20 protein-coding genes are annotated in these 21006 nt (G+C 67.4%); 13 read left to right on the top strand and 7 right to left on the bottom strand.

Going from position 1 to position 21006, the window contains the following annotated elements:
• Positions 1-17: 17 nt before the first annotated feature.
• Positions 18-3335, bottom strand: a complete 3318-nt coding sequence (locus EWH10_RS07145; protein WP_065846973.1) for a trifunctional glycoside hydrolase family 18/polysaccharide deacetylase/glycosyltransferase family 2 protein — start codon at positions 3333-3335, stop codon at positions 18-20.
• 295 nt (positions 3336-3630) lie between these two features.
• Here EWH10_RS07145 and EWH10_RS21705 point away from each other — a divergent pair, with 295 nt between their 5' ends.
• Entirely contained in the window at positions 3631-3798 is a 168-nt protein-coding gene (locus tag EWH10_RS21705) for a hypothetical protein (protein WP_165363332.1), read from the top strand.
• A gap of 71 nt (positions 3799-3869) precedes the next feature.
• Complete coding sequence (locus EWH10_RS07140) at positions 3870-4463, top strand: nitroreductase family protein (protein ID WP_065846971.1); 594 nt, start codon at positions 3870-3872, stop codon at positions 4461-4463.
• A gap of 91 nt (positions 4464-4554) precedes the next feature.
• Here EWH10_RS07140 and EWH10_RS07135 read toward each other — a convergent pair whose 3' ends face one another.
• From EWH10_RS07135 to EWH10_RS07125, 3 genes are read right to left on the bottom strand one after another with little or no spacing between them, the layout of a single operon-like run.
• A complete protein-coding gene (locus EWH10_RS07135) occupies positions 4555-5289 on the bottom strand; it encodes an anti-sigma factor family protein (RefSeq protein WP_065846969.1) in 735 nt (244 codons plus the stop codon).
• Entirely contained in the window at positions 5282-5812 is a 531-nt protein-coding gene (locus tag EWH10_RS07130) for a sigma-70 family RNA polymerase sigma factor (RefSeq protein ID WP_082718654.1), read from the bottom strand. The genes EWH10_RS07135 and EWH10_RS07130 overlap by 8 nt, the downstream gene beginning before the upstream one ends.
• Before the next feature lies 1 nt (position 5813).
• Positions 5814-7055: a glycosyltransferase family 4 protein gene (locus tag EWH10_RS07125; protein WP_130029864.1), complete on the bottom strand. Its 1242-nt coding sequence runs from the start codon at positions 7053-7055 to the stop codon at positions 5814-5816.
• 174 nt (positions 7056-7229) lie between these two features.
• Here EWH10_RS07125 and EWH10_RS07120 point away from each other — a divergent pair, with 174 nt between their 5' ends.
• The 5 genes from EWH10_RS07120 to EWH10_RS07100 all read left to right on the top strand — a co-directional run bounded on the left by EWH10_RS07120 (position 7230) and on the right by EWH10_RS07100 (position 13138).
• Positions 7230-8024, top strand: coding sequence for an AcvB/VirJ family lysyl-phosphatidylglycerol hydrolase (locus EWH10_RS07120; protein WP_025549330.1), 795 nt, complete (start codon positions 7230-7232; stop codon positions 8022-8024).
• 43 nt (positions 8025-8067) lie between these two features.
• Positions 8068-8499 (top strand): DUF2147 domain-containing protein, encoded by a 432-nt coding sequence (locus EWH10_RS07115; RefSeq protein ID WP_025549329.1) that lies wholly within the window; start codon positions 8068-8070, stop codon positions 8497-8499.
• Entirely contained in the window at positions 8496-9911 is a 1416-nt protein-coding gene (locus tag EWH10_RS07110) for an AcvB/VirJ family lysyl-phosphatidylglycerol hydrolase (protein ID WP_065846968.1), read from the top strand. The genes EWH10_RS07115 and EWH10_RS07110 overlap by 4 nt, the downstream gene beginning before the upstream one ends.
• A complete protein-coding gene (mprF, locus tag EWH10_RS07105; RefSeq protein WP_229742486.1) occupies positions 9908-12568 on the top strand; it encodes a bifunctional lysylphosphatidylglycerol flippase/synthetase MprF in 2661 nt (886 codons plus the stop codon). Before EWH10_RS07110 ends, mprF begins: the two co-directional genes overlap by 4 nt.
• A 192-nt stretch (positions 12569-12760) precedes the next feature.
• Positions 12761-13138, top strand: a complete 378-nt coding sequence (locus EWH10_RS07100; RefSeq protein WP_025549324.1) for a MerC domain-containing protein — start codon at positions 12761-12763, stop codon at positions 13136-13138.
• Between the two features lie 69 nt (positions 13139-13207).
• On the opposite strand, the gene glpX is transcribed toward EWH10_RS07100, so the two are convergent.
• Positions 13208-14191 (bottom strand): class II fructose-bisphosphatase, encoded by a 984-nt coding sequence (gene glpX / locus EWH10_RS07095; RefSeq protein ID WP_025549323.1) that lies wholly within the window; start codon positions 14189-14191, stop codon positions 13208-13210.
• 141 nt (positions 14192-14332) lie between these two features.
• On the opposite strand from glpX, the gene EWH10_RS07090 reads away from it, so the two are divergent.
• A complete protein-coding gene (locus EWH10_RS07090) occupies positions 14333-14644 on the top strand; it encodes a hypothetical protein (RefSeq protein ID WP_065847901.1) in 312 nt (103 codons plus the stop codon).
• 181 nt (positions 14645-14825) lie between these two features.
• Here the strand turns inward: EWH10_RS07090 and EWH10_RS07085 are convergent, their stop codons facing one another.
• Both EWH10_RS07085 and EWH10_RS07080 read right to left on the bottom strand, forming a co-directional pair.
• Positions 14826-16130, bottom strand: coding sequence for a homoserine dehydrogenase (locus EWH10_RS07085; protein WP_044661497.1), 1305 nt, complete (start codon positions 16128-16130; stop codon positions 14826-14828).
• A 113-nt stretch (positions 16131-16243) separates the two neighbouring features.
• On the bottom strand, positions 16244-17104 hold the full coding sequence (locus EWH10_RS07080; protein ID WP_083199150.1) for a hypothetical protein: 861 nt from the start codon (positions 17102-17104) through the stop codon (positions 16244-16246).
• A gap of 267 nt (positions 17105-17371) precedes the next feature.
• On the opposite strand from EWH10_RS07080, the gene EWH10_RS07075 reads away from it, so the two are divergent.
• The 5 genes from EWH10_RS07075 to EWH10_RS07055 all read left to right on the top strand — a co-directional run bounded on the left by EWH10_RS07075 (position 17372) and on the right by EWH10_RS07055 (position 20617).
• Positions 17372-18031, top strand: a complete 660-nt coding sequence (locus EWH10_RS07075) for an energy transducer TonB (RefSeq protein WP_025549319.1) — start codon at positions 17372-17374, stop codon at positions 18029-18031.
• 85 nt (positions 18032-18116) lie between these two features.
• Positions 18117-18875 carry a MotA/TolQ/ExbB proton channel family protein gene (locus EWH10_RS07070; RefSeq protein ID WP_025549317.1) on the top strand — a complete coding sequence of 253 codons (759 nt, stop codon included), beginning with the start codon at positions 18117-18119 and terminating at the stop codon, positions 18873-18875.
• Between the two features lie 114 nt (positions 18876-18989).
• A complete protein-coding gene (locus EWH10_RS07065; RefSeq protein WP_025549316.1) occupies positions 18990-19478 on the top strand; it encodes an ExbD/TolR family protein in 489 nt (162 codons plus the stop codon).
• 79 nt (positions 19479-19557) lie between these two features.
• Positions 19558-19980 (top strand): ExbD/TolR family protein, encoded by a 423-nt coding sequence (locus EWH10_RS07060; protein WP_025549315.1) that lies wholly within the window; start codon positions 19558-19560, stop codon positions 19978-19980.
• A 319-nt stretch (positions 19981-20299) separates the two neighbouring features.
• Entirely contained in the window at positions 20300-20617 is a 318-nt protein-coding gene (locus EWH10_RS07055) for a PilZ domain-containing protein (protein WP_025549314.1), read from the top strand.
• The last annotated feature ends 389 nt before the right edge of the window (positions 20618-21006 follow it).

The following is a 21006-nucleotide window of genomic DNA, read 5'->3' as shown; positions in this document are numbered from 1 at the left end:
GTCATGTTAAGCTTTGTTCATGCCGGGGCCGCGCCTTCGTGGACGGCGACGCGTCCCGTCCGCTCCAGCTTGCCCCAGCCGACCACCCAGCCGCCAATGGCCGATGCGATGGCGCGCACCACGACCCAATACATGATCTGGCGATAGACGAAGCGCTGCGCCACCAGCAGATGCGGCGGATAGCGCATGTCCCGGTTGTCGAGCGCATAGGCGGCCCAGCCGCAGAGGATGTCGACGCCGGTGAAGGCCAGCCAGTATAGCGCCATGGTCCACACATCGTTGCTGGTCTGCGCCCAGCCATGCTGGTTCACCCGGACGATGGTGCCCAGGATCGAGGTGACGAGCGCCAGGTCGATCAGCGGGGAGATGGCGGCGAACAGGATCTGGAACAGCCAGGCCTGCGGCAATCCGACCAATGCCAGCCCCGTCGGCCGCCGTTCGCGCAGGATGCGGCCATGTTTCCACAGGCATTGCAGCGTGCCGAAGGCCCAGCGGTAGCGCTGCCGGGCGAGCGCCCGGAAGCTTTCGGGCGCTTCGGTCCAGGCGACGGCTTCGGGATCGTAGGTGACGCGCCAGCCTGCCCGCTGGATCGCGATGGTGAGGTCCTGATCCTCCGCCAGCGTATCTTCGGGATAGCCGCCCACCGCGTCCAGCGCGGCGCGGCGCCACGCGCCGACCGCGCCGGGCACCACGGTCATGGCGTCGAAGCCGGCGAGCGCCCGCCGCTCCAGATTCTGCGCGGTGATATATTCGACTGCCTGCCAGCGGGTGACGAGGTTCACGCGATTGCCCACCCGCGCATCCCCCGCCACCGCGCCGAGCGCGGGATCGGCGAACCAGCGGGCGAGGCGGCGGATCGTCTGCGGCTCGAACTGGGTGTCGGCGTCGAGCGCGATGACGACTTCCCCCGTCGCATCGCGCAGCGCCCGGTTCAGCGCCGCCGCCTTGCCGCCATTCCGAAGCGTCAGCAGCGTCACGCGCGGATCGTCGGCAAAGGCCCGCGCCACGATGGCGCTGGTCGCGTCCTTCGACCCATCGTCCGCGACGATCAGTTGCAAGCCCGGATAGTCGCTGGCCAGCACGCGGCGCACCGACGCCTCGATCACGCGGGCTTCGTTATAGGCGGGGATGATGACCGACACGCCGGGCCGATAGTCCGGCGGTGCGGGACGTCCCCGCCGCGCCTGGAACCAGGCGAGCAGCGTCATCAGCACCGCCCGCGCGAGCCCCAGCGCAATCGCGACATAGAATATCCAGCCGAGCAGCGCCGAAAGCGTCGCCAGCGCCACGAAGGCGGCGACGTCGACGCGCACCGCCAGCAGGTCGCCGGCCTTGACCGGCGGCATGGCGGCCTGCTGCGGCAGCCCGGCAAGCTGCGACACCGGCACGAAGCGATAGCCCTCCGCCCTCAGTCCCGCGATGATGCGGGGCAACGCCGCCACGGTCTGCGACCGGTCGCCCCCGCCATCGTGCAGCAGGATGATGTTGCCGGAGCGGTCGGTGCTGGCCGCATGCACCTGATCGATCACCTGCTGAACTATGGCGTCGGTGCCCGGCTGCTGCCAGTCATTGGGATCGACGTGCAGGCCGACCACCGTATAGCCCAGCTTCTGCGCCGCCAGCGCGGGGCCCAGCTCGTCCGCCGTGGTCGGCTCCGCATCCCCGAAATAGGGCGCGCGGAACAGCCGCATGCTGAGCCCGGTATAGGCCTGCACCAGCCGCTGCGTGGCGTTGAGCTGCAACCGCGTCGGCTCCTCCGACCAAGTGGCGAGGTTGGGATGGTCGTAGGTGTGATTGCCGATCTCGTCCCCGTCAGCGACGATCCGTTGCAGCAGCCCCGGATGCTCCAGCGCATTTTCCCCGATCACGAAGAAGGTCGCCGGCGTGCGGGTCCGTTCCAGCACCTTCAATATCTTCGGCGTCCATTCCGCATCCGGCCCATCGTCGAAGGTCAGGGCCAGCATCTTGGGGTCCTGCCCGCCGGTGCGCTCCACCTGATAGGGGGTGGGCAGCGCGCCATAGCTTTCCTGTTCAATCGTTCCCAGCGGCCCGAAGGCGACGGCGCGATGGCCCTGCGTCGGCGTGGCGGTGATGCGCAGGATCTCGCCCGACCCCTCGACATCGGTGTTGAGCGTGCTCGCCACGGTGCCGAGCCTGGGCCGGCCGCCGGTGCGCCAGGCGGTCAGATCCGCCCAGATGCCGGGGTCCTCGCTGCCCAGCCGCCACAGCGCGACGCTCTGGACGCCCAGGCGCTTCAGCACCAGCAGCTCGTTCCAGCTCGCGGCGGCATCCAGCATCCAGACCTGATGCCGCTGCCCCGCCTCGTCATAGGCGAAGCCCGCATTGCCGCTCGCCGCGTCGTAGAGCGGGCGCGCGGCGCTGTCATGCGCGGCGAGCCAGGCTTCATCGAGCGACAGCGCGTCGGCGGCCCCGCCATGCCAGTCATAGGCATAGCTGCCGAGCGCGACGATGATATGGTCCGCGCCGATGGCGCGCAGCGCGACCTCCGCCTGCCGTGCGAACCAGTCCTGGGCGGCGATGGGACCGGGCTGGCCGCCCTGCCAATGCTGGTCGTAATCCATCAGGATCACCCGGTCCGCCACGGCGGCGAAGCGGGCCAGCGGCCAGCCCTGTTCCCCGGCGGGAACGGTGAGCGCGATCTTCGCGCCGTGCGGCAGGGTGGCGCGCAATATGCGGAGGAAGCGCAGATAGCCGGGCATGGCGCTGTCCGGCAGGGATTCCAGGTCCATGACCAGCCCCGCCTCATGGCGGCGGGCGACATAGCCGCTCAGCTGCCGGGCAAGCGCCAGCGCCGCTGCGGGATCGCGCAACAGCCGCGCCGCGCCCGCGCCGTCCCAGCTTTCGCTGCCGATATTCTGCACCATGGGCAGCACCCTGGGTGGACGGGGCATGGCGGCGATCATGCGGTCGAACGCCGCGTCCGTCGCGACATGGATCGGCTTGCCGGGACCGGGCACGGTGATCAAGGCCGGCACCACCCAGTCGAGCTGTCCGACATGGCGGCGCAGGGAGGCGATGCTGCTTTCATCGCCCGGCATATAGAAACCGACGTTCAGCGGACGGGCCTGCACGCGATGCTTGCCCCAATGCGGCAGCCATTTGGCGATGTCGCGCCGCAGCGAGGAGATGCCCGACAGGCGGGCCGCATGCGGCTGGGGCAGGGGCAGGGCGAGGTCGCCTTCCGACGGCACGGCGACCAATGTGGTGGCGAAGGCGATGGCGGCGAGCAGGATCAACAGCAGCGCGCCCGCCAGCAGGCGCCGCGCCCAAAGTCCCCTGCGGCCGGTGGGATCGAAGAATATGGGTCTGGTCATCGTTCGCGCTGTCGCCCTGTTTCGGGCCAGCCTTTACGCGCCCGGCCTTGCCGGGCCGATGGGCCATGCATGAACTATTGGTCATGATTGAACGGGCTGAACGAGGTCGCCTCTCGCGCTGCCTCTCGCGCTGCTCCTGCCAGGTCCGTCATCCCGCCTTCTCCGGCAGCAGGGCGGCAAACAGGCTTCCCCCTCGGTCAAGCTTTTCTACCCCGCCGATCAGCAAAGCTTGAAAGACAAATCTCTACCGGCAAACTAGATAACGGCCCGTCTCGATTCGGCAGGGAGAGGACATATGGAGTGGCGATCGGCGATCGGCCGGCACTGGGGTCGCTGGAGCGACGCCGTGAAACGCGAATTGCTGCGGGAGCCGGATCGTATCCTCATCGACCGTGGGCCTGAAGCGGTCGCGCCGCCCGCGGAACAGGCCGAACGGCTGGAACGCTCGCTCGAACTGCGGTGAACATGCCGGGCGGGCTTGCCCTTTCCGTCCCTGCCTCCAATATTCCGGCCGCTTCTTGTTCTGGAGATCATATGTCAGCCACCGCCCGCGTCGCCACCCGTGCCGTCGAACCGCTTTTCCTCGACCGCTGGTCACCGCGCGCCTTCGATTCCTCCCTCATCCCGCAGGAGGATCTGGACACGATCTTCGAAGGCGCGCGCTGGGCGCCCTCCGCCTTCAACTATCAGCCCTGGCGCCTGCTGTACGCCACGCGGGACAGCGCCGACTGGAGCCGCTTCCTGGGCGTGCTGCTGCCCTTTAACCAGAGCTGGGTGCAAAATGCATCGGTGCTGCTCTACATCCTGTCGGACACGCTGATCGCCGCGCCCGGATCGGAAGATTTCAAGCCGTCGCACAGCCACAGCTTCGATGCCGGCGCGGCCTGGGCGCTGCTGGCGTTGCAGGCGACGCGGCTGGGCTATCATGCCCATGCGATGTCGGGCGTGGATTTCGACAAGGCGCGCGTGGAACTGGCCGTGCCCGACCGTTTCCGTATCGAGGCCGCCGTCGCGATCGGCCGCATCGCGGACAAGTCCATCCTGTCCGAATCGCTCCAGGCGCGCGAGGTGCCGAGCGGCCGCAAGGATATTTCGGAATTCGTCACGGCTGGCAATTTCCCGGCTTGAGGCGGGAAGGGAATGGCCTTCTCCTGTTCCGTCATGCTGAAACAGGTGGGCATGACGGTTCCCGAGTGACGCCCGCCGGTCCGCCCCGAATTCAGGTCCGCGCCAGCGCCTCCGCCGTGGCGTCCATCGTTCCCGGCTCCTGGTCGCCGGTCAGGGCATAGGACATGTCGCCGCGCCGCCAATAGGCCACGGATTGTTCCCCTTCGCGCACCGCGTCGGGATGTTCGGGCGCGGCGGTCTTCTCATGCACGGCGAAGATCGTCATCCGGTGACCCGTATCGGTGCGCACCGCCATCAGCAGCGCGGGGGCCTTGTCGGTCGGGAAGAGCTGGACGTCGGTCACATGCCAGTCGTCGGGCAGCTGCGGCATGGCGATGCGGGTGTTGAGCGCGACTTCCCGCGCATCGAAGCGGGGCGCCTCGATCTGCGAATTCATGTCGGCGCGCAGCATCGCGATCCGGTGCGAGGCGACCGCATAGCTGACATAGGCGGGCGGCCGCTCGAACCCCACCATCCAGACCGCCAGCGCCGCCGCCAGTCCCGATGTCGCCAACCCCGTCGGCATCAACCGGCGCCAGCGGCTTTTCTGCGGTTGCGCCAATCGTTCGGCCCTGTCGGCCAGCCCGGCGGGCACCGGCCGCCGGTCCTGAGTCAGCATGCGGAGCGCGCTGCGGACGCTGAGGTCGCCCATGACGCGGGCGGCCAGCTCGGGCTGGCGCGAAAGGCGGGTTTCGACGATGAAACGCCGCTCCACATCCAGCTCGCCGTCAATATAGGCGTCAATCTCCAGATCGGTAATTTCCGGATCGGTCGGACGATCAGTCATCGCTTCCTCCTATCAGCCGGAGGCCCGTTGCCCCCTGCTGCCCCTGTTCCCGCTCCCTCAATGCAGCCCGCGCCCGCGCCAGCCGCGACATGACCGTCCCCACCGGCACCCCCAATGTCTCCGCCGCCTGCTGGTAGCTGAAGCCCTCTATCGCCGTCAGGTGCAGCACGGCGCGGTGATGCTCCGGCAAGGCCGCGAATTGCCGCGCGATCTGGACCAGCCGGGCATGTTCCTCCTGCCCCGGCTCCAGCCGGTCGACCAGCGTTTCGGCAAAGCGGCTGTTGCGCCGCGCCTCCGACGCCTCGCGCCGCTTGGCGGAGAAGAAGACATTGTGGACGATCGCCAGCAGCCAGCGGCGGCGGTCGCGGTCGGGCTGGAACGTCTCCTGCCGCTCTATGGCGCGGACGATCGCGTCCTGCACGACATCGTCGGCGTCCTGCTCGTCGCGGGTCAGCGACCGGGCATAGCGCCGCATCGCGACCAGATCGTCCCTGATGCCGGAACCCTCGTCCATCATCGCCATGTCATGCCGCCTGCGCGGCGGGCGTGGCAAGCGGGATGTGCAGCGCCCCGGCATAGCTGCGCGCCACATCCTCCAGCACATCGTCCCAGGCGAAGCGCGCCGCCGCCTCCGCCGCCGCAGCGCCCAGCGCGGCGCGGCGGGCGGGCTGGCGGATCAACCCCGCCACCGCCGCCGCATAGGCCCCGACATCCTTGGGCGGCACCAGCAGGCCGGTGCGCCCGTCAGCGATCAGGGCCGACGCGCTGGGCACATTGGCGGAGACGATGGCGAGGCCCGATGCCATCGCCTCCAGATTGACGTTGCCGAACGCCTCCGTGACGGAGGGGTTGATGAGGATGTCGGCGCTGGCGACGGCGCGGCCCAGCATTTCTCCCGACAAATGGCCCATGAAGGTGGCGTTGGGCAGCCGCTCGGCCAGCCAGTTCCGCGCCGGTCCTTCGCCCACGATCAGCGGGCGGACGGCCAAGCCCTGGGCGCGGACGGCGCCGATGGTCTCGGCAAAGACGCGCAGCCCCTTTTCCAGCACCAGCCGGCCGAAGAACAGCGGCACCATGTCCGTCGCATCATAGCCAAGCCCGGACCGGAAAGCCGGATCGCGCAGCGCCGGACGGAAGCAGGCGGGGTCGATGCCGCGCCCCCAAATGGCGATCCGCTCTCCGCCAACCCGTGCCGCCATATCCCGCGCTATGGGCAGGGTAGGGCAGAGGATGCGGTCGCAATCGCCATAGAAGCGGTCGAGATAGCGCTCCACCGACTCGCGCAGGAGGGACAGGCGGTAATAGTCGAGATAGGTTTCGAAGCGGGTGTGCAGGCTGGCGACTACCGGAATGCCCAGCGCGCGGGCATGGTTCTGCGCCTGGCGCCCCAGCAGGTCCGGGGCGGAGAGATGGACGATGTCGGGCGCGAAATCCTCGAAATCCTGACGGGCGGCGCGGGTGAAGCCCAGGGCGATGCGATATTCCGGGCGGCCGGGAATGCTGATCGATCGGACGGAGCGCACCTCGCCCACCGACGCGAACGCCTTGCGCGGCGCGGTGGGGGAATAGATCCGCACCTCCGCCCGCACGCGATGCAGCAGATAGGCGACCAGCCGGTTGAGCGCCTGGTTGGCGCCGTCGCGCACGCAATCATAATTGCCGGAAAACAGCGCGACCCGCAGCGGACGGCCCAGCGCCGCCGCCAGCGCAAGGCGGGATTGGGAAAGGCGCATGGGGTCGGCACGAAGGTCGGCGGCATGGTTCATGCCCGGTATACGCGGGGGGAGGGTGGTCTATTCCCTCCGTTTACAGCAGGCGGGCCGGCGCTAGATTGAAGAGGTGACTCCCGCTCCCCAACCATCGCCGCGACCACTCGTCATGCTGAACTTGTTTCAGCATCCATTTGTCCCCACGAACCGCGGTCTCGGAAGGCGCGATGGATGCTGAAACAAGTTCAGCATGACGGAAGGAGGCGGGCTTCACGCCGACTTCGCACAACCCTGATACTAGCCTTCCTCGCGGCGATCAGCGCAGGCGCCGCCGGCTATTGCCATTATCTCGGCTATCCCAACGGGCGAATCTTCACCCCGGTCCCCGCTGCCGCACCCAGGGAAGACGGGACCGTCGCGGTCTTCTTTTCCGGCGACATGGGGTTCAACGCAGGCATGGGACCGGTGATCGCCCGTCATGTGGCGCAAGGCGGCGTCCCGGTGCTGGGCGTCAATTCGCTGGCCGCCTTCGCCCGCCGCCAGTCGCCGGAGGAAAGCGGCAGGCTGGTGGAGACGGCGGCCCGGCGCGCCCTTGCCCTGCCCGGCGCGCGCAGGCTGGTGCTGGCCGGGCAATCCTTCGGCGCGAACATGCTGCTTGCCGGGCTGGAACGCCTGCCGCCTTCGCTGCGCGCGCGTGTCGCCATGGTCGCGCTGATCGTGCCCGCCGACACCATGCTGTTCCGCGCCACGCCCGGCGGCGTGTTCGACTTCGGGGACGACGGCCCGGCCGCGCCCGCAGCCCGTGCGCTCGACTGGGCGCCGGTACTATGCATCCATGGCGTCAAGGAAAGCGGCAGCCTCTGCCCCGGCTGGCGCCAGCCCAATGTCCGCGTCGTTGGCCTGCCCGGCGGCCATTTCCTGGAGGATGATTCGGAACGGGTGGCGAAGACCCTGCTGCGCGCCTTGCCGGACTTGGCCCCGAACATTGCCAAAAATTCAGACAGCGCAGAGCCTCCCGCAATCTGAACGGGCCTAGAAGCCGTGATCGTTCCTCGAAAGGATGGGTCTTATGGCGATAGGGAGGCTTTGGGCGGCGCTGGCGCTTCTGGTTGCAGCCCCCGCCGTCCTCGCGGCCAAGGTGCCCGTCGCGCAGCCCGAAGGATTGTGGCTCAGCCCGCACAATAATGTCGCCGTGCGCACCGGAGCGTGCGGCGACCGGCTGTGCGGCTGGATCGTCTGGGCCGACCGCGAGGCGCAGGCCGACGCCCGCGACGGCGGCACGGCCCGGCTGGTCGGCACCGAATTGCTGGAGGATTACCGCGCAGAGGGGAAAGGACAGTGGCGCGGCACCGTCTTCGTCCCTGATCTGGGCCGCCGCTTCAGTTCGCAGATCAGCCAGCTTTCACCGGGCCAGTTGAAGGTCAAAGGCTGCATATTGGGCGGCCTTATCTGCAAGTCGCAGCTCTGGACCCGGATAGACCGGTTGCCGGGGCAGTCATGATCCGGTTCCGCCGCGCCCGTCTCTGGCTGATACCCGGCCTGCTCGCGGCGGCAGCGCTGCTGCTGTCGACCTCCAACGCCAGCAATCCGGCCCGGGCGGCGGCCGATCCTGTGCCCGGCGCGACCGGTCCGGTCGCGGAAAGCCAATATAGCCTCCCGTCGCTGGGCCGGATTGCCGTCTATCGGCCCGCAGGCGTGCCGAGCGGTGTCGTGCTGGCGCTGTCCGACCGCCATGGCTGGGATGATGACAGCGCCGACACCGCGCGCCTGTTGGCGGCGCGGGGCGCGCTCGTGGCGGGCATCTCCACGCCCGCCTTCCTGCGGGCGTTGCAGGCCTCGCGCCGTTGCATCAACCCCAATTACGGCATCATCGCGCTGGCCCGCGACCTGCAGCACCGGCTCGCGCTGCCCATGTATGACAAGCCGGTCCTGATCGGCCGGGGCGAGGGGGCGGCGTTGGCCTATGCGACGCTCGCCGCCGGACCCAATGGGGCCTACAAGGCAGTGCTCTCGCAGGATTTCACGCCATTTCTCGACGGCGGGCGGCCCTGGTGCCGGTCAGGCAGCCTGAAGGCCGCACCCGTGCATCATGGCTTGGCCTTCGCTCCCAGCCGCAAGCTCCCTTCGCCGTGGATCGTGCTGTCCGACGTCCGCCCCCGCCCGGCCCTGCAACGCTTCGTCGCCCGCACCGGCAGCGGCAGGCTGGTGACCGCCGCCAAGGGGCAGGGGGAAGTCGCGCTGCTCTCCCAGCTAAGGCCTTTCCTGGCCGCGCCGCCCGCCGACGCCGCTTTGCCCAGCGGGTTGCCGCTCAACATCGTCACCGACGCCGCCGCGCCGCGCACCGGCATGATGGCGGTCCTCTATTCGGGGGACGGCGGCTGGGTCGGGCTGGACAAGGATGTCGCGGGCCAGCTCGCCCATGCGGGCATCCCGGTCGTCGGCATGGACAGCCTGTCCTATTTCTGGAGCCAGCGCACGCCCCAGGGCGCGGCCCGCGACCTGAGCGCCATCATCCGCGGCTATTCGCGCCATTGGCGCCGCCCCCGCGTGCTGCTGGTCGGCTACAGCTTCGGCGCGGATGTGCTGCCCTATATCGTCAGCGGCCTGCCCGCGCCCCAGCGCGCCCAGGTGCAGCGCCTGTCGCTGCTGGGCCTCAGCCCTGGCGCCGATTTCCAGTTCCACATGAGCAGTTGGCTGGACATGGATTCGACCCGTCAATATCCGACCATTCCCGCCATAAAGCGGCTGCGCGGCCTGCCGATGCTCTGCGTGCGCGGAACGCTGGAAAATGACAGCGCCTGCCCCTCCATTCCTCAAGGGTTGGCGCAGATGGTGGTGGTGCCCGGCGGCCATCATTTCGATCGCAACGCCCCGCTGCTGGTGACTCATATGCTCAAGGGGCTGACGATATGATCCTGGTCGAACGGATCAAGGCCTGGAAAGCGCCGCTGACGGTCGCCGTCATGCTGGCGGTGGCGGCGCTGGGGCTGGTGGCGCTGCACGGCCTGTTGGCGGAAGTGCGGCTGAAGGACATCCGCCATGCCGTGCACCTGATCGCCGGCTGGCGGCTGGCGGCGGCGCTGGCGCTGACGGCGGCGAGCTACATCGCGCTCACCTTCTACGACTATGTCGCGCTGCGGATCGTCGGGCGGCCCCTGCCGTGGCTGACGGCGGCGCTGGCGTCCTTCTGCAGCTACACGCTCAGCCACAATCTCGGCCTCTCGCTGCTGACCGGCGGGTCGGCGCGCTACCGCATCTACACCGCCGCCGGGCTGGAGGGCGGCGACATCGCCCGCATCATCGCCTCGGCGGGCCTCTCCTTCTGGGGCGGGGTGTTCGTGCTGGCGGGTGCGCTGATGCTGGTCCATCCGGCCACCATCGGCATCATGGGATGGACGATCGGCATGCCGTGGCAAAGGCTGGCGGGGGGCGCGATCCTGCTGACGGCGGCGGCGGTCCTGTTCCTCCTCGCCCGCCCCGCCCGCGCCCCGCGCCTGTTCGGCTGGCGGCTGGCCCTGCCGACCCAGGGGCAGGCGCTCGCCCAGATCGGCGTCGCCTGCATCGACCTTGCCGCCGCCAGCGCCGCGCTGTTCATCCTGGTGCCCGGCATCGCCCCGGCGCTCTATCCCACTTTGTTCCTGGCCTATGGGCTGGCGGTCATCGTCACTCTGGTCAGCCATGTGCCCGGCGGCTTGGGCATATTCGAGGCGGTGATCGTCGCCACCCTGCCCGATGTGGACAGGCCCAGCCTGCTCGCCGCGCTGATCGCCTATCGCCTGATCTATTATCTGATCCCGCTGCTGCTGGGCGTCATCGCCATCGCCCTGCATGAAGGCAATGGCTGGCGCCACCCGGTCAGCCGGGTGCTGGACGGCGCGCAGGCCGCCGCGTCCGGCATGGCGCCGGTCATGCTGTCGCTGCTGGTGGCGGTGGGCGGCGTGATCCTGCTGATCTCCGGCGCGCTGCCTGCGATCCAGCACCGCATGCGCATCGTCACCGGCTGGCTGCCGCTGACCTTCATCGAAGCGTCCCATTTCGCCGCCAGCGTCATCGGCACGCTGCTGATCCTGCTCGCTTCCGGCCTCTACCGCAGGCTGGACGCCGCCTTCTGGATGACCCGAGCGCTGCTGCTGGCGGGGGCGATCTTCTCGCTGATCAAGGGGCTGGATTATGAGGAGGCGAGCGCGCTGCTGCTGATCGCCGCGCTGCTGCAATGGACGCGGGGCGCCTTCTACCGCCGCACCAGCTTCACCGCCGAAGCGCTGACCCCCGCCTGGATCGCGACGCTGGCCGTGGCGGTCGGCCTGTCGATCTGGATCGGTTTCTTCGCCTATAAGCATGTCGATTATCAGAACGACCTGTGGTGGCATTTCGGCCCGCACGCCAACGCCGCCCGCTTCCTGCGCGCAGGCCTTGCGACCGCGGTGCTGGCGGTCGGCGCCGCCTTCTGGCGCATGTTCCGCCCCGCAACCGCGCCGCGCCTCGCCGACCGCCCGTCCATCACGGCCAGCGCGGACGCGCTGGCGCTGGCCCAACGGACCGACGCGCTGCTCGCGACTACCGGCGACAAGCTGTTCCTGACCTCCGGCACCGGCCGCGCCTTCGTCATGTACCAGGTGCAGGGACATAGCTGGATCGTCATGGGCGACCCCGTGGGCGACCGATCGGAATGGCCCGACCTGCTGTGGCAGTTGCGCGAAAGGGCGGATGCAGAACAGGGCCGCCTGCTGCTCTACCAACTGAGCCTCGACGCCCTGCCGCTGGCGATCGATCTTGGCCTCGCCATCGTCAAATATGGCGAGGAAGCCCGCGTCGACCTGCATCATTTCACGCTCGACGGGCCGGACGCCAAGCCGCTGCGCTATGCCGAACGCCGCGCCATGCGCGAAGGGGCGACGTTCGAGATCGTGCCGGCGGGCCGGGTGCCCATGCTGATGGCGGAATTGAAGGCGATCTCCGACCAATGGCTCGCCGCCAAGGGCCATGGCGAAAAGGCGTTCAGCGTCGGCCGCTTCGACCCCGCCTATATCGCCGCCTGCGATTGCGCCCTCGTCCGGCAGGAGGGACGGATCGTCGCCTTCGCCAATATCTGGGCCACCGCCAATCGCCGCGAACTGTCGGTCGACCTGATGCGCCACGCGGATGAGATGCCCTATGGCACGATGGATTTCCTGTTCATCCGCCTGATGCAATGGGGCCGCGAACAGGGCTATGACTGGTTCACCCTGGGACTCGCGCCGCTGTCGGGCATAGAGGCGCGCCGTCTGTCGCCCTTCTGGGCCAAGGCGGGCGCCTTCTTCTTCCGCCATGGCGAGAGCTTCTACGGTTTCGAGGGGCTGCGCGCCTATAAGGACAAATATGCCCCGCGCTGGGAACCGCGCTTCATCGCGGGGCCAAACGGCATATCCCTGTCCCGCGCGATGATCGACCTGCAAAAGCTGGTCGGCGGCGGACCAGGCAGCGCGGCGACAAGGACGCGGCGGCGCAGGACGCATGCACCGCCGGCGGCGGGCCTGGATGATGAGGGAGGCCAGTCATCGGGACGGCTGGCAGGGGCGGATGTGGGTTGAGATTTTCGGCTTGCCGGCTCGGAAGCGGGTGACGCAGAGGGGATGGCCGACGGTCTGAACGCTGCCCTTTCCCGAAGGAGCGCGGCGCGGCCTGATGGCGACGCTCTACCAAAAACATCTTCCGCACATATCGCAAAAATCACGTGATGATATGTTGTAACTTTGCTCGGCCTCGCTTATGTAGCACGCACCATGCCGATCAGCCTTCGCCAGCATCTGCTCAACGGCCGGATCGATCGCATCGCGATCGCTCTGTCGGGCGTGTGCGTGGCGCATTGCTTCGGTACGGCCGTGCTGCTCGGCGTGCTCGCCTCGGCCGGAGGGATTTTCGAAAGCCCGATCTTCCATGAGGCCGGCTTGGTGCTGGCGATCCTGCTGGGCGCGGTAGCGCTCGGCCATGGCGCCGTGGCGCATGGCTTCATGATGCCGGCCGCGATCGGATCGCTGGGCCTGGGAATCATGGCCGGTGCGCTCACCATGGATCATGGCTGGCAGGAAAGCGCCTATACGCTGCTGGGCGTCGCGATCCTGGCGCTTGGCCACGATCTCAATCACCGCGCCGGGCGATAGCCGCTCCAACATCGCGCATGAAAAAAGGGGGCCGGCAAGCCCCCTTTTTGCCTGGCCGCTGATTCCGGCTCAGATCGGTTTACGGTCCAGCCGATGTTCGCCCTTCACCCAGCGCACCGTGCCGGTGCTGGCGCGCATCACGACGCTGTCGGTGGTGAGCTTGCCGCCCGGCAGCCGCTTGACGCCGGCCAGCAACGATCCGTCGGTGACGCCGGTCGCCGCGAAGATGCAGTCGCCCTTGGCCAGTTCGTTGAGGTCATAGACCTTGTCCAGGTCGGCAATGCCCCATTTGCGGGCGCGTGCACGCTCGTCATCGTTGCGGAACAGCAGCTTGCCCTTGAACTGCCCGCCGACGCAGCGCAGCGCCGCGCAGGCCAGAACGCCCTCCGGCGCGCCGCCCGATCCCATGTACATGTCGATATTGGTTTCGGGATTGGTGGTGGCGATCACGCCCGCCACGTCCCCATCCGGGATCAGCATGATGCCGCAGCCGATGGCGCGCAGCTCCGCGATCAGCTTCTCATGGCGCGGCCGGTCCAGCACGCAGACGATGATCTCATGCGCGTCGACGCCCTTGGCGCGGGCGACCGCCTCGACATTCTCCTTCACCGACCTGTTGAGGTCGATGACGCCATCGGGCAGGCCCGGGCCGACCGCCAGCTTCTCCATATAGACGTCGGGCGCGTTGAGCAGGCCGCCCTCTTCGGAAATCGCCAGCACGGCCAGCGCGTTGGGACCGGCCTTGGCGGTGATGGTGGTGCCTTCCAGCGGATCGAGCGCGATGTCGATCCGCGGGCCGGTGCCGATCGCGTTGCCGACCTTCTCCCCGATATAGAGCATCGGCGCTTCGTCGCGTTCGCCTTCACCGATGACGACGGTGCCGTCCATATAGAGGTCGTTGAAGGCCAGGCGCATCGCTTCGACCGCGGCGGCATCGGCGGCCTTCTCATCGCCGCGGCCGATCAGCTTCGACGCGGCGATCGCGGCCGCTTCGGTCACGCGCACCATCTCCAGCACCAGCACACGATCGAGTATCGAGCTTGCCTGCACCATGTCGTTTCCTCTTCAGCCGCTATTTTGGAGAGCGCGATAGGATGTCGCTCGAACATTGTCGAGGGTGCGCTTTTCGCGAGGGGGATGCAACGGAAGCGCGTTTGTGGCGTTCGCAGCAGGACAAGACCAAGGGCCGCTCCGATGATCCTTCTGCTGATTGCCGCCAGCCTCGCCGCGCAGCCCGATGGCGCGCCGCGCCGGATCGCCAGGGTTCAGCCAGCGCCATGCCAGGCCGTGCCGGCGCTGTGCCTGACCGAAACGGTCGCGCAGGAACCGCGTCTGGGACGAAGCGCGGCTTCAGCGGGCGACGGGAAGATGAGCGCCTACCGCTTCGATGCGCGGCCATGCCGGATCGTGGGCAATATGGGCTGCCCCAAGCGCGCCAATCGGCAGATATTCCGGCTGGGCGAACCCATCGGCCAGACGCTGGCCCGCAGTTTCGGGCTGGATTGAGCGTGCGGAACGGAAAGGGGCGTTCGAAGCCATGCTCCTCCCGCCTGTGGAAGGGATAGGGGGGCGCAAGCGGCGAGCTTACAAGCTGGCTGTTGAAAACCGCCGCCGATGTCGCGCCAGCCACCCCTCTGTCGAAGGTCCTGGATGGGCCAATCCCAGCGCCATGCCTTACACCTGCATTTCAATCCAGGATATGCATCACCATCGGCGTTTGCAGCAGGCTGTCCGACCCCGCCAGCCGGTCCAGCGTCTCCCTTACGCAGCGTTCCTCGCCCGCATGGGTGACGATCGCCACCAGCACGCCGTCCGTCTGGCTGGCGCCGCGCTGGATCATGCTCTCGATGGACACGCCGGCGTCGCGGGTCGCCGCCGCGATCTCCGCCAGCACGCCGGGCCGGTCCTGCACCTTGAAGCGCAGATAGGCGCGACCCACGCGCTTGCCCGCATCGGCCGGCTTCTGCTGGGCCAGGGCGGCCACGGGCATGGCCAGCGCGTCGCCATATTCGTCGCGCGCCACGTCGATCAGGTCGGCGACCACCGCCGATGCGGTCGGCCCGTCGCCCGCGCCGCGCCCCTGGAAGAAAAGGCGGCCGACGAAATTGCCCTCCGCCACCACGGCGTTCAGCGACCCGTCGACATGGGCCAGCGGATGGTCGAGCGGCACCAGCATCGGGTGGACGCGCTGGAACAGGCCGTCGGGGCCATTCTCCGCCATGCCGACCAGCCGGATGCGATAGCCGAGCGCTGCCGCCTCCGCGATGTCCGCGGCGATGACATGGCGGATGCCGGTGGTCGCGACCGCATCGAAATCCAGTTCCGTGCCGAAGGCGAGGCTGGCGAGGATGGTCAGCTTGTGCGCGGCGTCGACACCGTCGATGTCGAAGCTGGGATCGGCCTCGGCATAGCCCAGTTCCTGCGCTTCCTTCAGCACCTCGTCGAAGCCGCGCCCTTCTTTCTCCATCGTGGTCAGGATGTAGTTGCAGGTGCCGTTGAGGATGCCGTAGACACGCGCAATCTCGTTCGCGGCCGCGCCTTCGCGCATGCCCTTGATGACCGGGATGCCGCCCGCGACCGCTGCTTCATATTTGAGGGCGACGCCCGCCTTCTCCGCCAGCCCGGCAAGGTCGAGGCCATGATGGGCCAGCATCGCCTTGTTCGCGGTGACGAAGGGCTTGCCGACGCTCAGGCACTGGCGGGCGAGGGTGAGGGCAGGGCCGTCCGCCCCGCCGATCAGTTCCACCACCACGTCGATGTCGGCGCGGGTCGCCAGCGTGGTCATGTCGTCGACCCATTCATAGGGGGAGAGGTCGACGCCGCGATCCTTGTTGCGGTCGCGCGCGGAGATGGCGACGATCTGGATCGGGCAACCGGCGCGGCGCGCGATCAGGTCGGCATTGGTCTGGAGCAGCCGAATGACCCCGCCGCCCACCGTGCCGAGGCCGACCAGCGCGACGCGCAGCGGGGCATGGCGGTGCAGATTGGTCATGGCTTCCGTTCATCCTTCCTGATCACGAGACGCCGCGCTGATAGCGGCCTCTGCGTTTCTGTCCAAGGAAAAGGAGCCGGCCGCGGAACCGGAAGGCTGCCGCCATCGCGCAATCAGCGCGCCGTCCTTGTCCGCCCGCAGGGGCCCAGGGCGTTCAGGACCATCTGATAATCCGCACGGGCCAGCTCGGCGTCCTGGGGCGAGAGCGCCCGCACGGACCGGGCCGGCAGCGCGTTGGGCAGGCCGCAGGCCAGGCGGTACCAGAGCAGGCTGCCCGGCGCCGGGGGCCGGGCAGCCTCATCCACGATCTCGCCCAGCGCCACGGCCCAGCGCGGTTGTTGCCCGGGCCGGCGCAGGATGGACAGCGAGACGGGGTCGCCATTTTCCGTGCGGAGGAAAATCTGCGTCTCCCCTTCGCCGGCGATCGTGCCCGCGACATGGAAGGCATCGCCCAGTCCGATGATGCGGGGCGGCGCATCGACGGCGACCAGTTCGGACAGGATCGCCTTCACCCGCTCGGTCTCCGCAGGGGATGCGACGATCTGCGCATCGCGTGCGACGAGCTGGATTTCGCCGGGGCGCCCGCCGGGACGCGCGAACAGGATGACCTGCGCTTTCTTCAGCTTGGGCATTTTGCCCCGCGCATCGAGCGGCGCGTCGTAGAGGTAACGGACGGTGGGGCTGATTCCCCCCTCGCCGCGAATCAGATTGGCGACATTAGCCTCCACATAGACCCTTTGATACCCTGCCGGGACGGTGCCGGCCTGCGCGGGTTTCAATTTGATGATGTTGCCAATCCGCGCCTGTGCCACCAGCGGCGCGGCGTCCGCGAGGTCCGCGATGTCCGCATAGGAGAGTCCCGCCACGCGTTCCGATGGTTGCGTTACCATCCGGCCCGAACCCGTCTGAGCCACGGAAATCTGCGATTGTACGGCGGAAATGAGGCAGAGCAGGGCGAGCTTCCGCAGGGGCATGGTGGATTTCTTTTTCATCTTCGTCCTAATGATGGCAGTCCGTGACATGTTTGTCACATGCAAGTCTTTCCGGTGTGTAATGGCGGTCGCAAATGATCATATCGATAAAGCGTTTGCGTGCCACGATGCGCCGCGATAGGAGTTCGCACGGTAGCAAATGGACGGATAGGGGCCAAGATGACCGGGGTAGCCCGGCCAGCTCGGGCCGTTTTTGGCTTATTTGCCGATAATCAACTGGTAAGCTGAGTTAAGGAGTGTCGTTGCCGAATGGCCTATGCTGACCACTCGCAAGGATCGAGTCGCACGATCTCGATCATTATCGTCGCCCTGATTCACGCTGTTCTGGGTTATGCCTTCGTCACCGGTCTTGGCATGAAATATGTCAAAAAGGCGGCGGAACAGCTGAACGTGATCGACGTCAAGGAGGAACCGCCGCCACCGGACGAGGAGCCGCCGCCGCCGCCGCCAGACCAGCCGGTCGAACCGCCGCCGGTCGTCGCACCGCCGCCGATCGTTCAGACCCCGGCCCCCGCACCGCCGATCCAGACGGTCCGGACTCCGCCGCCGGTCTTCAACCCGGTTCCGGTTGCCGCTCCGCCGCCGCCGCCGGCTCCCCCGCCGCCGGAGGTGCCCGCATCCCGTGCGTCGCCGCGCAGCAGCCCGGGCAGCTGGCTCAGCGATGCCGACTATCCGAGCCGCGCGCAGCGTGAAGAACGCTCGGGTACGGCCGGGTTCCGCCTGGAAATCGGCCCGGACGGTCGCGTGACCAACTGCACCATCACCTCTTCGACCGGCCATGCCGACCTCGACGAGGCGACGTGCCGCCTGCTTCCGAAGCGTGCGAGGTTCAAGCCCGCGACGGCAGCCGGGGGTGGTCCGATGTCGGACACGTACAATGGCCGGATCACCTGGCGTCTGCCGGAATGATTTTGAAAAGGGCGGGCGAGCGCCTCCGGATGACTGGACGCCGCCTACCCTTGTTTATTGATCCTTTGAGAGGGAAGTCTTGAACATGTTGATGTATCTCGCAGCAGCTGCCGCGCCCAAGGCGGAGAACCCGTATGGCCTGATGGAGGCCCTTGAGCAGGGCGGCACCATCGCCTGGACCGTCTTCATCATCCTTTGCGGTATGTCGATCGGCACCTTCTACATTCTGTTCACCAAGCTGATCGAACAGCAGAAGGTGATCAACCAGGGCAAGAAGGTTCGTGCGACCTTCTGGCGCGCCGCCACCCTGAAGGAAGGCACCGCCAAGCTGGAAAAGAACTCGGCCTACAAGCAGATCGTCGACGACGGCATCAAGGCCCAGGAAGAACACACCAAGCTGACCGACCCGGTCGAAGCCCATGACTGGCTGCACGGCTCGCTCGCCCGTTCGGAAGCCTCGATCAATTCGAAGCTCGGCGGCGGCCTGGCGTTCCTCGCCACCGTCGGTTCGACCTCGCCGTTCATCGGTCTGTTCGGTACGGTTATCGGTATCTACCGCGCGCTCATCAAGATCGGTGCTGCCGGTCAGGCCTCGATCGACGCCGTCGCCGGCCCGGTCGGTGAAGCTCTGATCATGACCGCCCTGGGTCTGGCCGTGGCCGTTCCCGCGGTGCTGGCCTACAACTTCCTGCAGCGCCGCAACAAGTCGATCGCGGAACAGCTCAACGGCTTCACCGTCGACCTGCTGGCTCACCTGGTGTCGAACGGCGCCGTGAAGCCGACGATCGCCGCTGCCCCGGCCGCTCCGGCCGCAAAGCCGGCCGCTGCGCCGACCAAGGCCTGATAGGCTGAGATGCCGGCAAGGGGGCCGGCGGCGGCTGCGACGCCCGGTCCCCCTTATCGGACGTGGGTCCCGGAATGCCGGGGCGCCATCGACAAGCATGTTAGGAAATAATCAATGGCAATGAGTGTTGGCTCTGACGGCGGTGAAGACAAGCCGATGTCCGACATCAACACGACGCCGCTCGTCGACGTCATGCTGGTGTTGCTCATCATCTTCCTCATCGCGGTCCCGGTCGTCGTCCAGACGGTTCAGCTGCAGCTCCCCAAGGTCGCGTTCGAGCCGACGACGACGAAACCGGAAAACGTCTCCCTGTCGATCACGCAGGGCTCCGACGGTAGCTGTGCGGTCTACTGGAACCTGACCCGCGTCTCCTCCGACGAGCTGCTCGACCGTGCGGTCGCGAAGCTGGAGGCGGACATCAAGAAGGCGGGCGGCGTTGAGAATCTGACGCCCGAGGATCTGCCCGAAGTGCATATCCGCGGCGACATCAACGTTCCCTATCGGTGCATCGGCGGTACCATCTACACGATGCAGCGCGCCGGTTTCCCGAAGGTCGGCTTCATATCCGAGCCCGAGCCGGGTTCGCATACGCAGCGGCTTTAAGTTACAGCCCTTTGTGCCGCATTTTCAGACCTGGTGGCCGGTCCACGTCCATCGATGAAAATGCTCTAGGAGTATCGCCATGGCAATGAGTGCCGGAAGAGACGATGGCGAACCGATGGTGGAAATGAACACGACGCCGTTGATCGACGTCATGCTCGTTCTCCTCATCATGTTCATCATCACCATCCCGATCCAGACCCACGCGGTCAAGATCGACCTGCCGCAGAACGCGCCGCCGACCGACAGCGTCATCGACCCTGTCAAGAACAAGGTGGCGATCGATCCCAGCGGCGTCATCACCTGGAACGGTTCGGCCATCGACCTGCTGACCCTGCGTCAGTATCTGCAGCAGTCGCTGCGGTTGCCGGTCGAACCCGAATTGCAGTTCCAGCCCAATGCCGCCACCCGCTACGTCGTCGTCGACGAAGTGCTGGCGGAGATCAAGCGCGCTGGCGTGACGAAGCTGGGCTTCGTCGGCAACGAACAGTACGGCAATTTCTAAGGCCGTCGGAACCGGAGCCGGCACAACGCCGGAACCGGTTCGATAGGATTTGCGCATCGAAAGGGGCGCAGGACGGGCGTTCGCTGGATCATCGGACGTCCGTGCGCCCCCAGGGCACGAATACGCCGCCGCCGTCTGGCCGGGAATGTTCGACTTCCCGTTTCCGGGCGCGGGCTGGGGTGACGCAATCGGGCGCGTGATGCGCGGACCTGCATGGGGGCTGCTTCGGCGGCCCCTTATTTTTGCCCGGCCGGGTTCGGCTTAATGCTTTCTTCACCGCGACGGGCGATGATGCGGCCGGTCAAATCGGCATGGGATCATGGGCGCCAAAGTTCAGACAAACCCGTATCACGGCAATAATCGTCTGGCGGATCGCCGCACGGCTGTGATCGGCGTTCGGGTCCGACGCCCGGGCGAGACCTGGTTCAAGAGCCACATCACCGATGTCTCCGAAGTCGGCTTCCGCTTGAAAAGTTTCATGAAACTGGCGGCGGACGATGATCTGTGGATCATGCTGCCGGGCTTCGAAGGCCGCCGGGCGCGCGTGTTGTGGAGCCGGTCGCATGAATCGGGCTGCGTCTTCGAACGCCCGCTGCATCCGGCGATTCTCGATCACATCATCCGGATCAGCCAGTAAACCGGCGGCGATTCGCTTGCTGGCGCGCTTAGTTCAAAGGCCGCCATCACGCCGATGATCGGCGCCGACGGGGACGCCGACCCATCGTCTCCTCCACGGCTGCGCTCCCCCGCTGACGGTGCCGCTGGCCCGCTCCGGACCATCCCATCCGCGTCTCCATCCGCGTCGTCCTCGACCGGCGCGATGAACTTCGCTGCCGTCCATGCGATCTTCGCCTTGTTTTGGCAGCGGCCGCAGCCTTGCCGATGCCGGGCGGTGATGGGCGCGGGTCGCATCGGACTGGAGAGCATGATGACGCGACAAGCCTCCATGTCCACGGTCTCGACCCATCCGGTCCTTCCGTCCATGGCGAATTCGAGCGTATCGGCGGCGCTCCGACGCAGCCGGGT

Origin of the sequence: Sphingobium fuliginis (assembly GCF_004152845.1) — a bacterium.
GTDB lineage: Bacteria > Pseudomonadota > Alphaproteobacteria > Sphingomonadales > Sphingomonadaceae > Sphingobium > Sphingobium fuliginis.
Note: the sequence above shows the minus strand (reverse complement) of the source record. Positions and strands in the feature narration are given on the sequence as shown.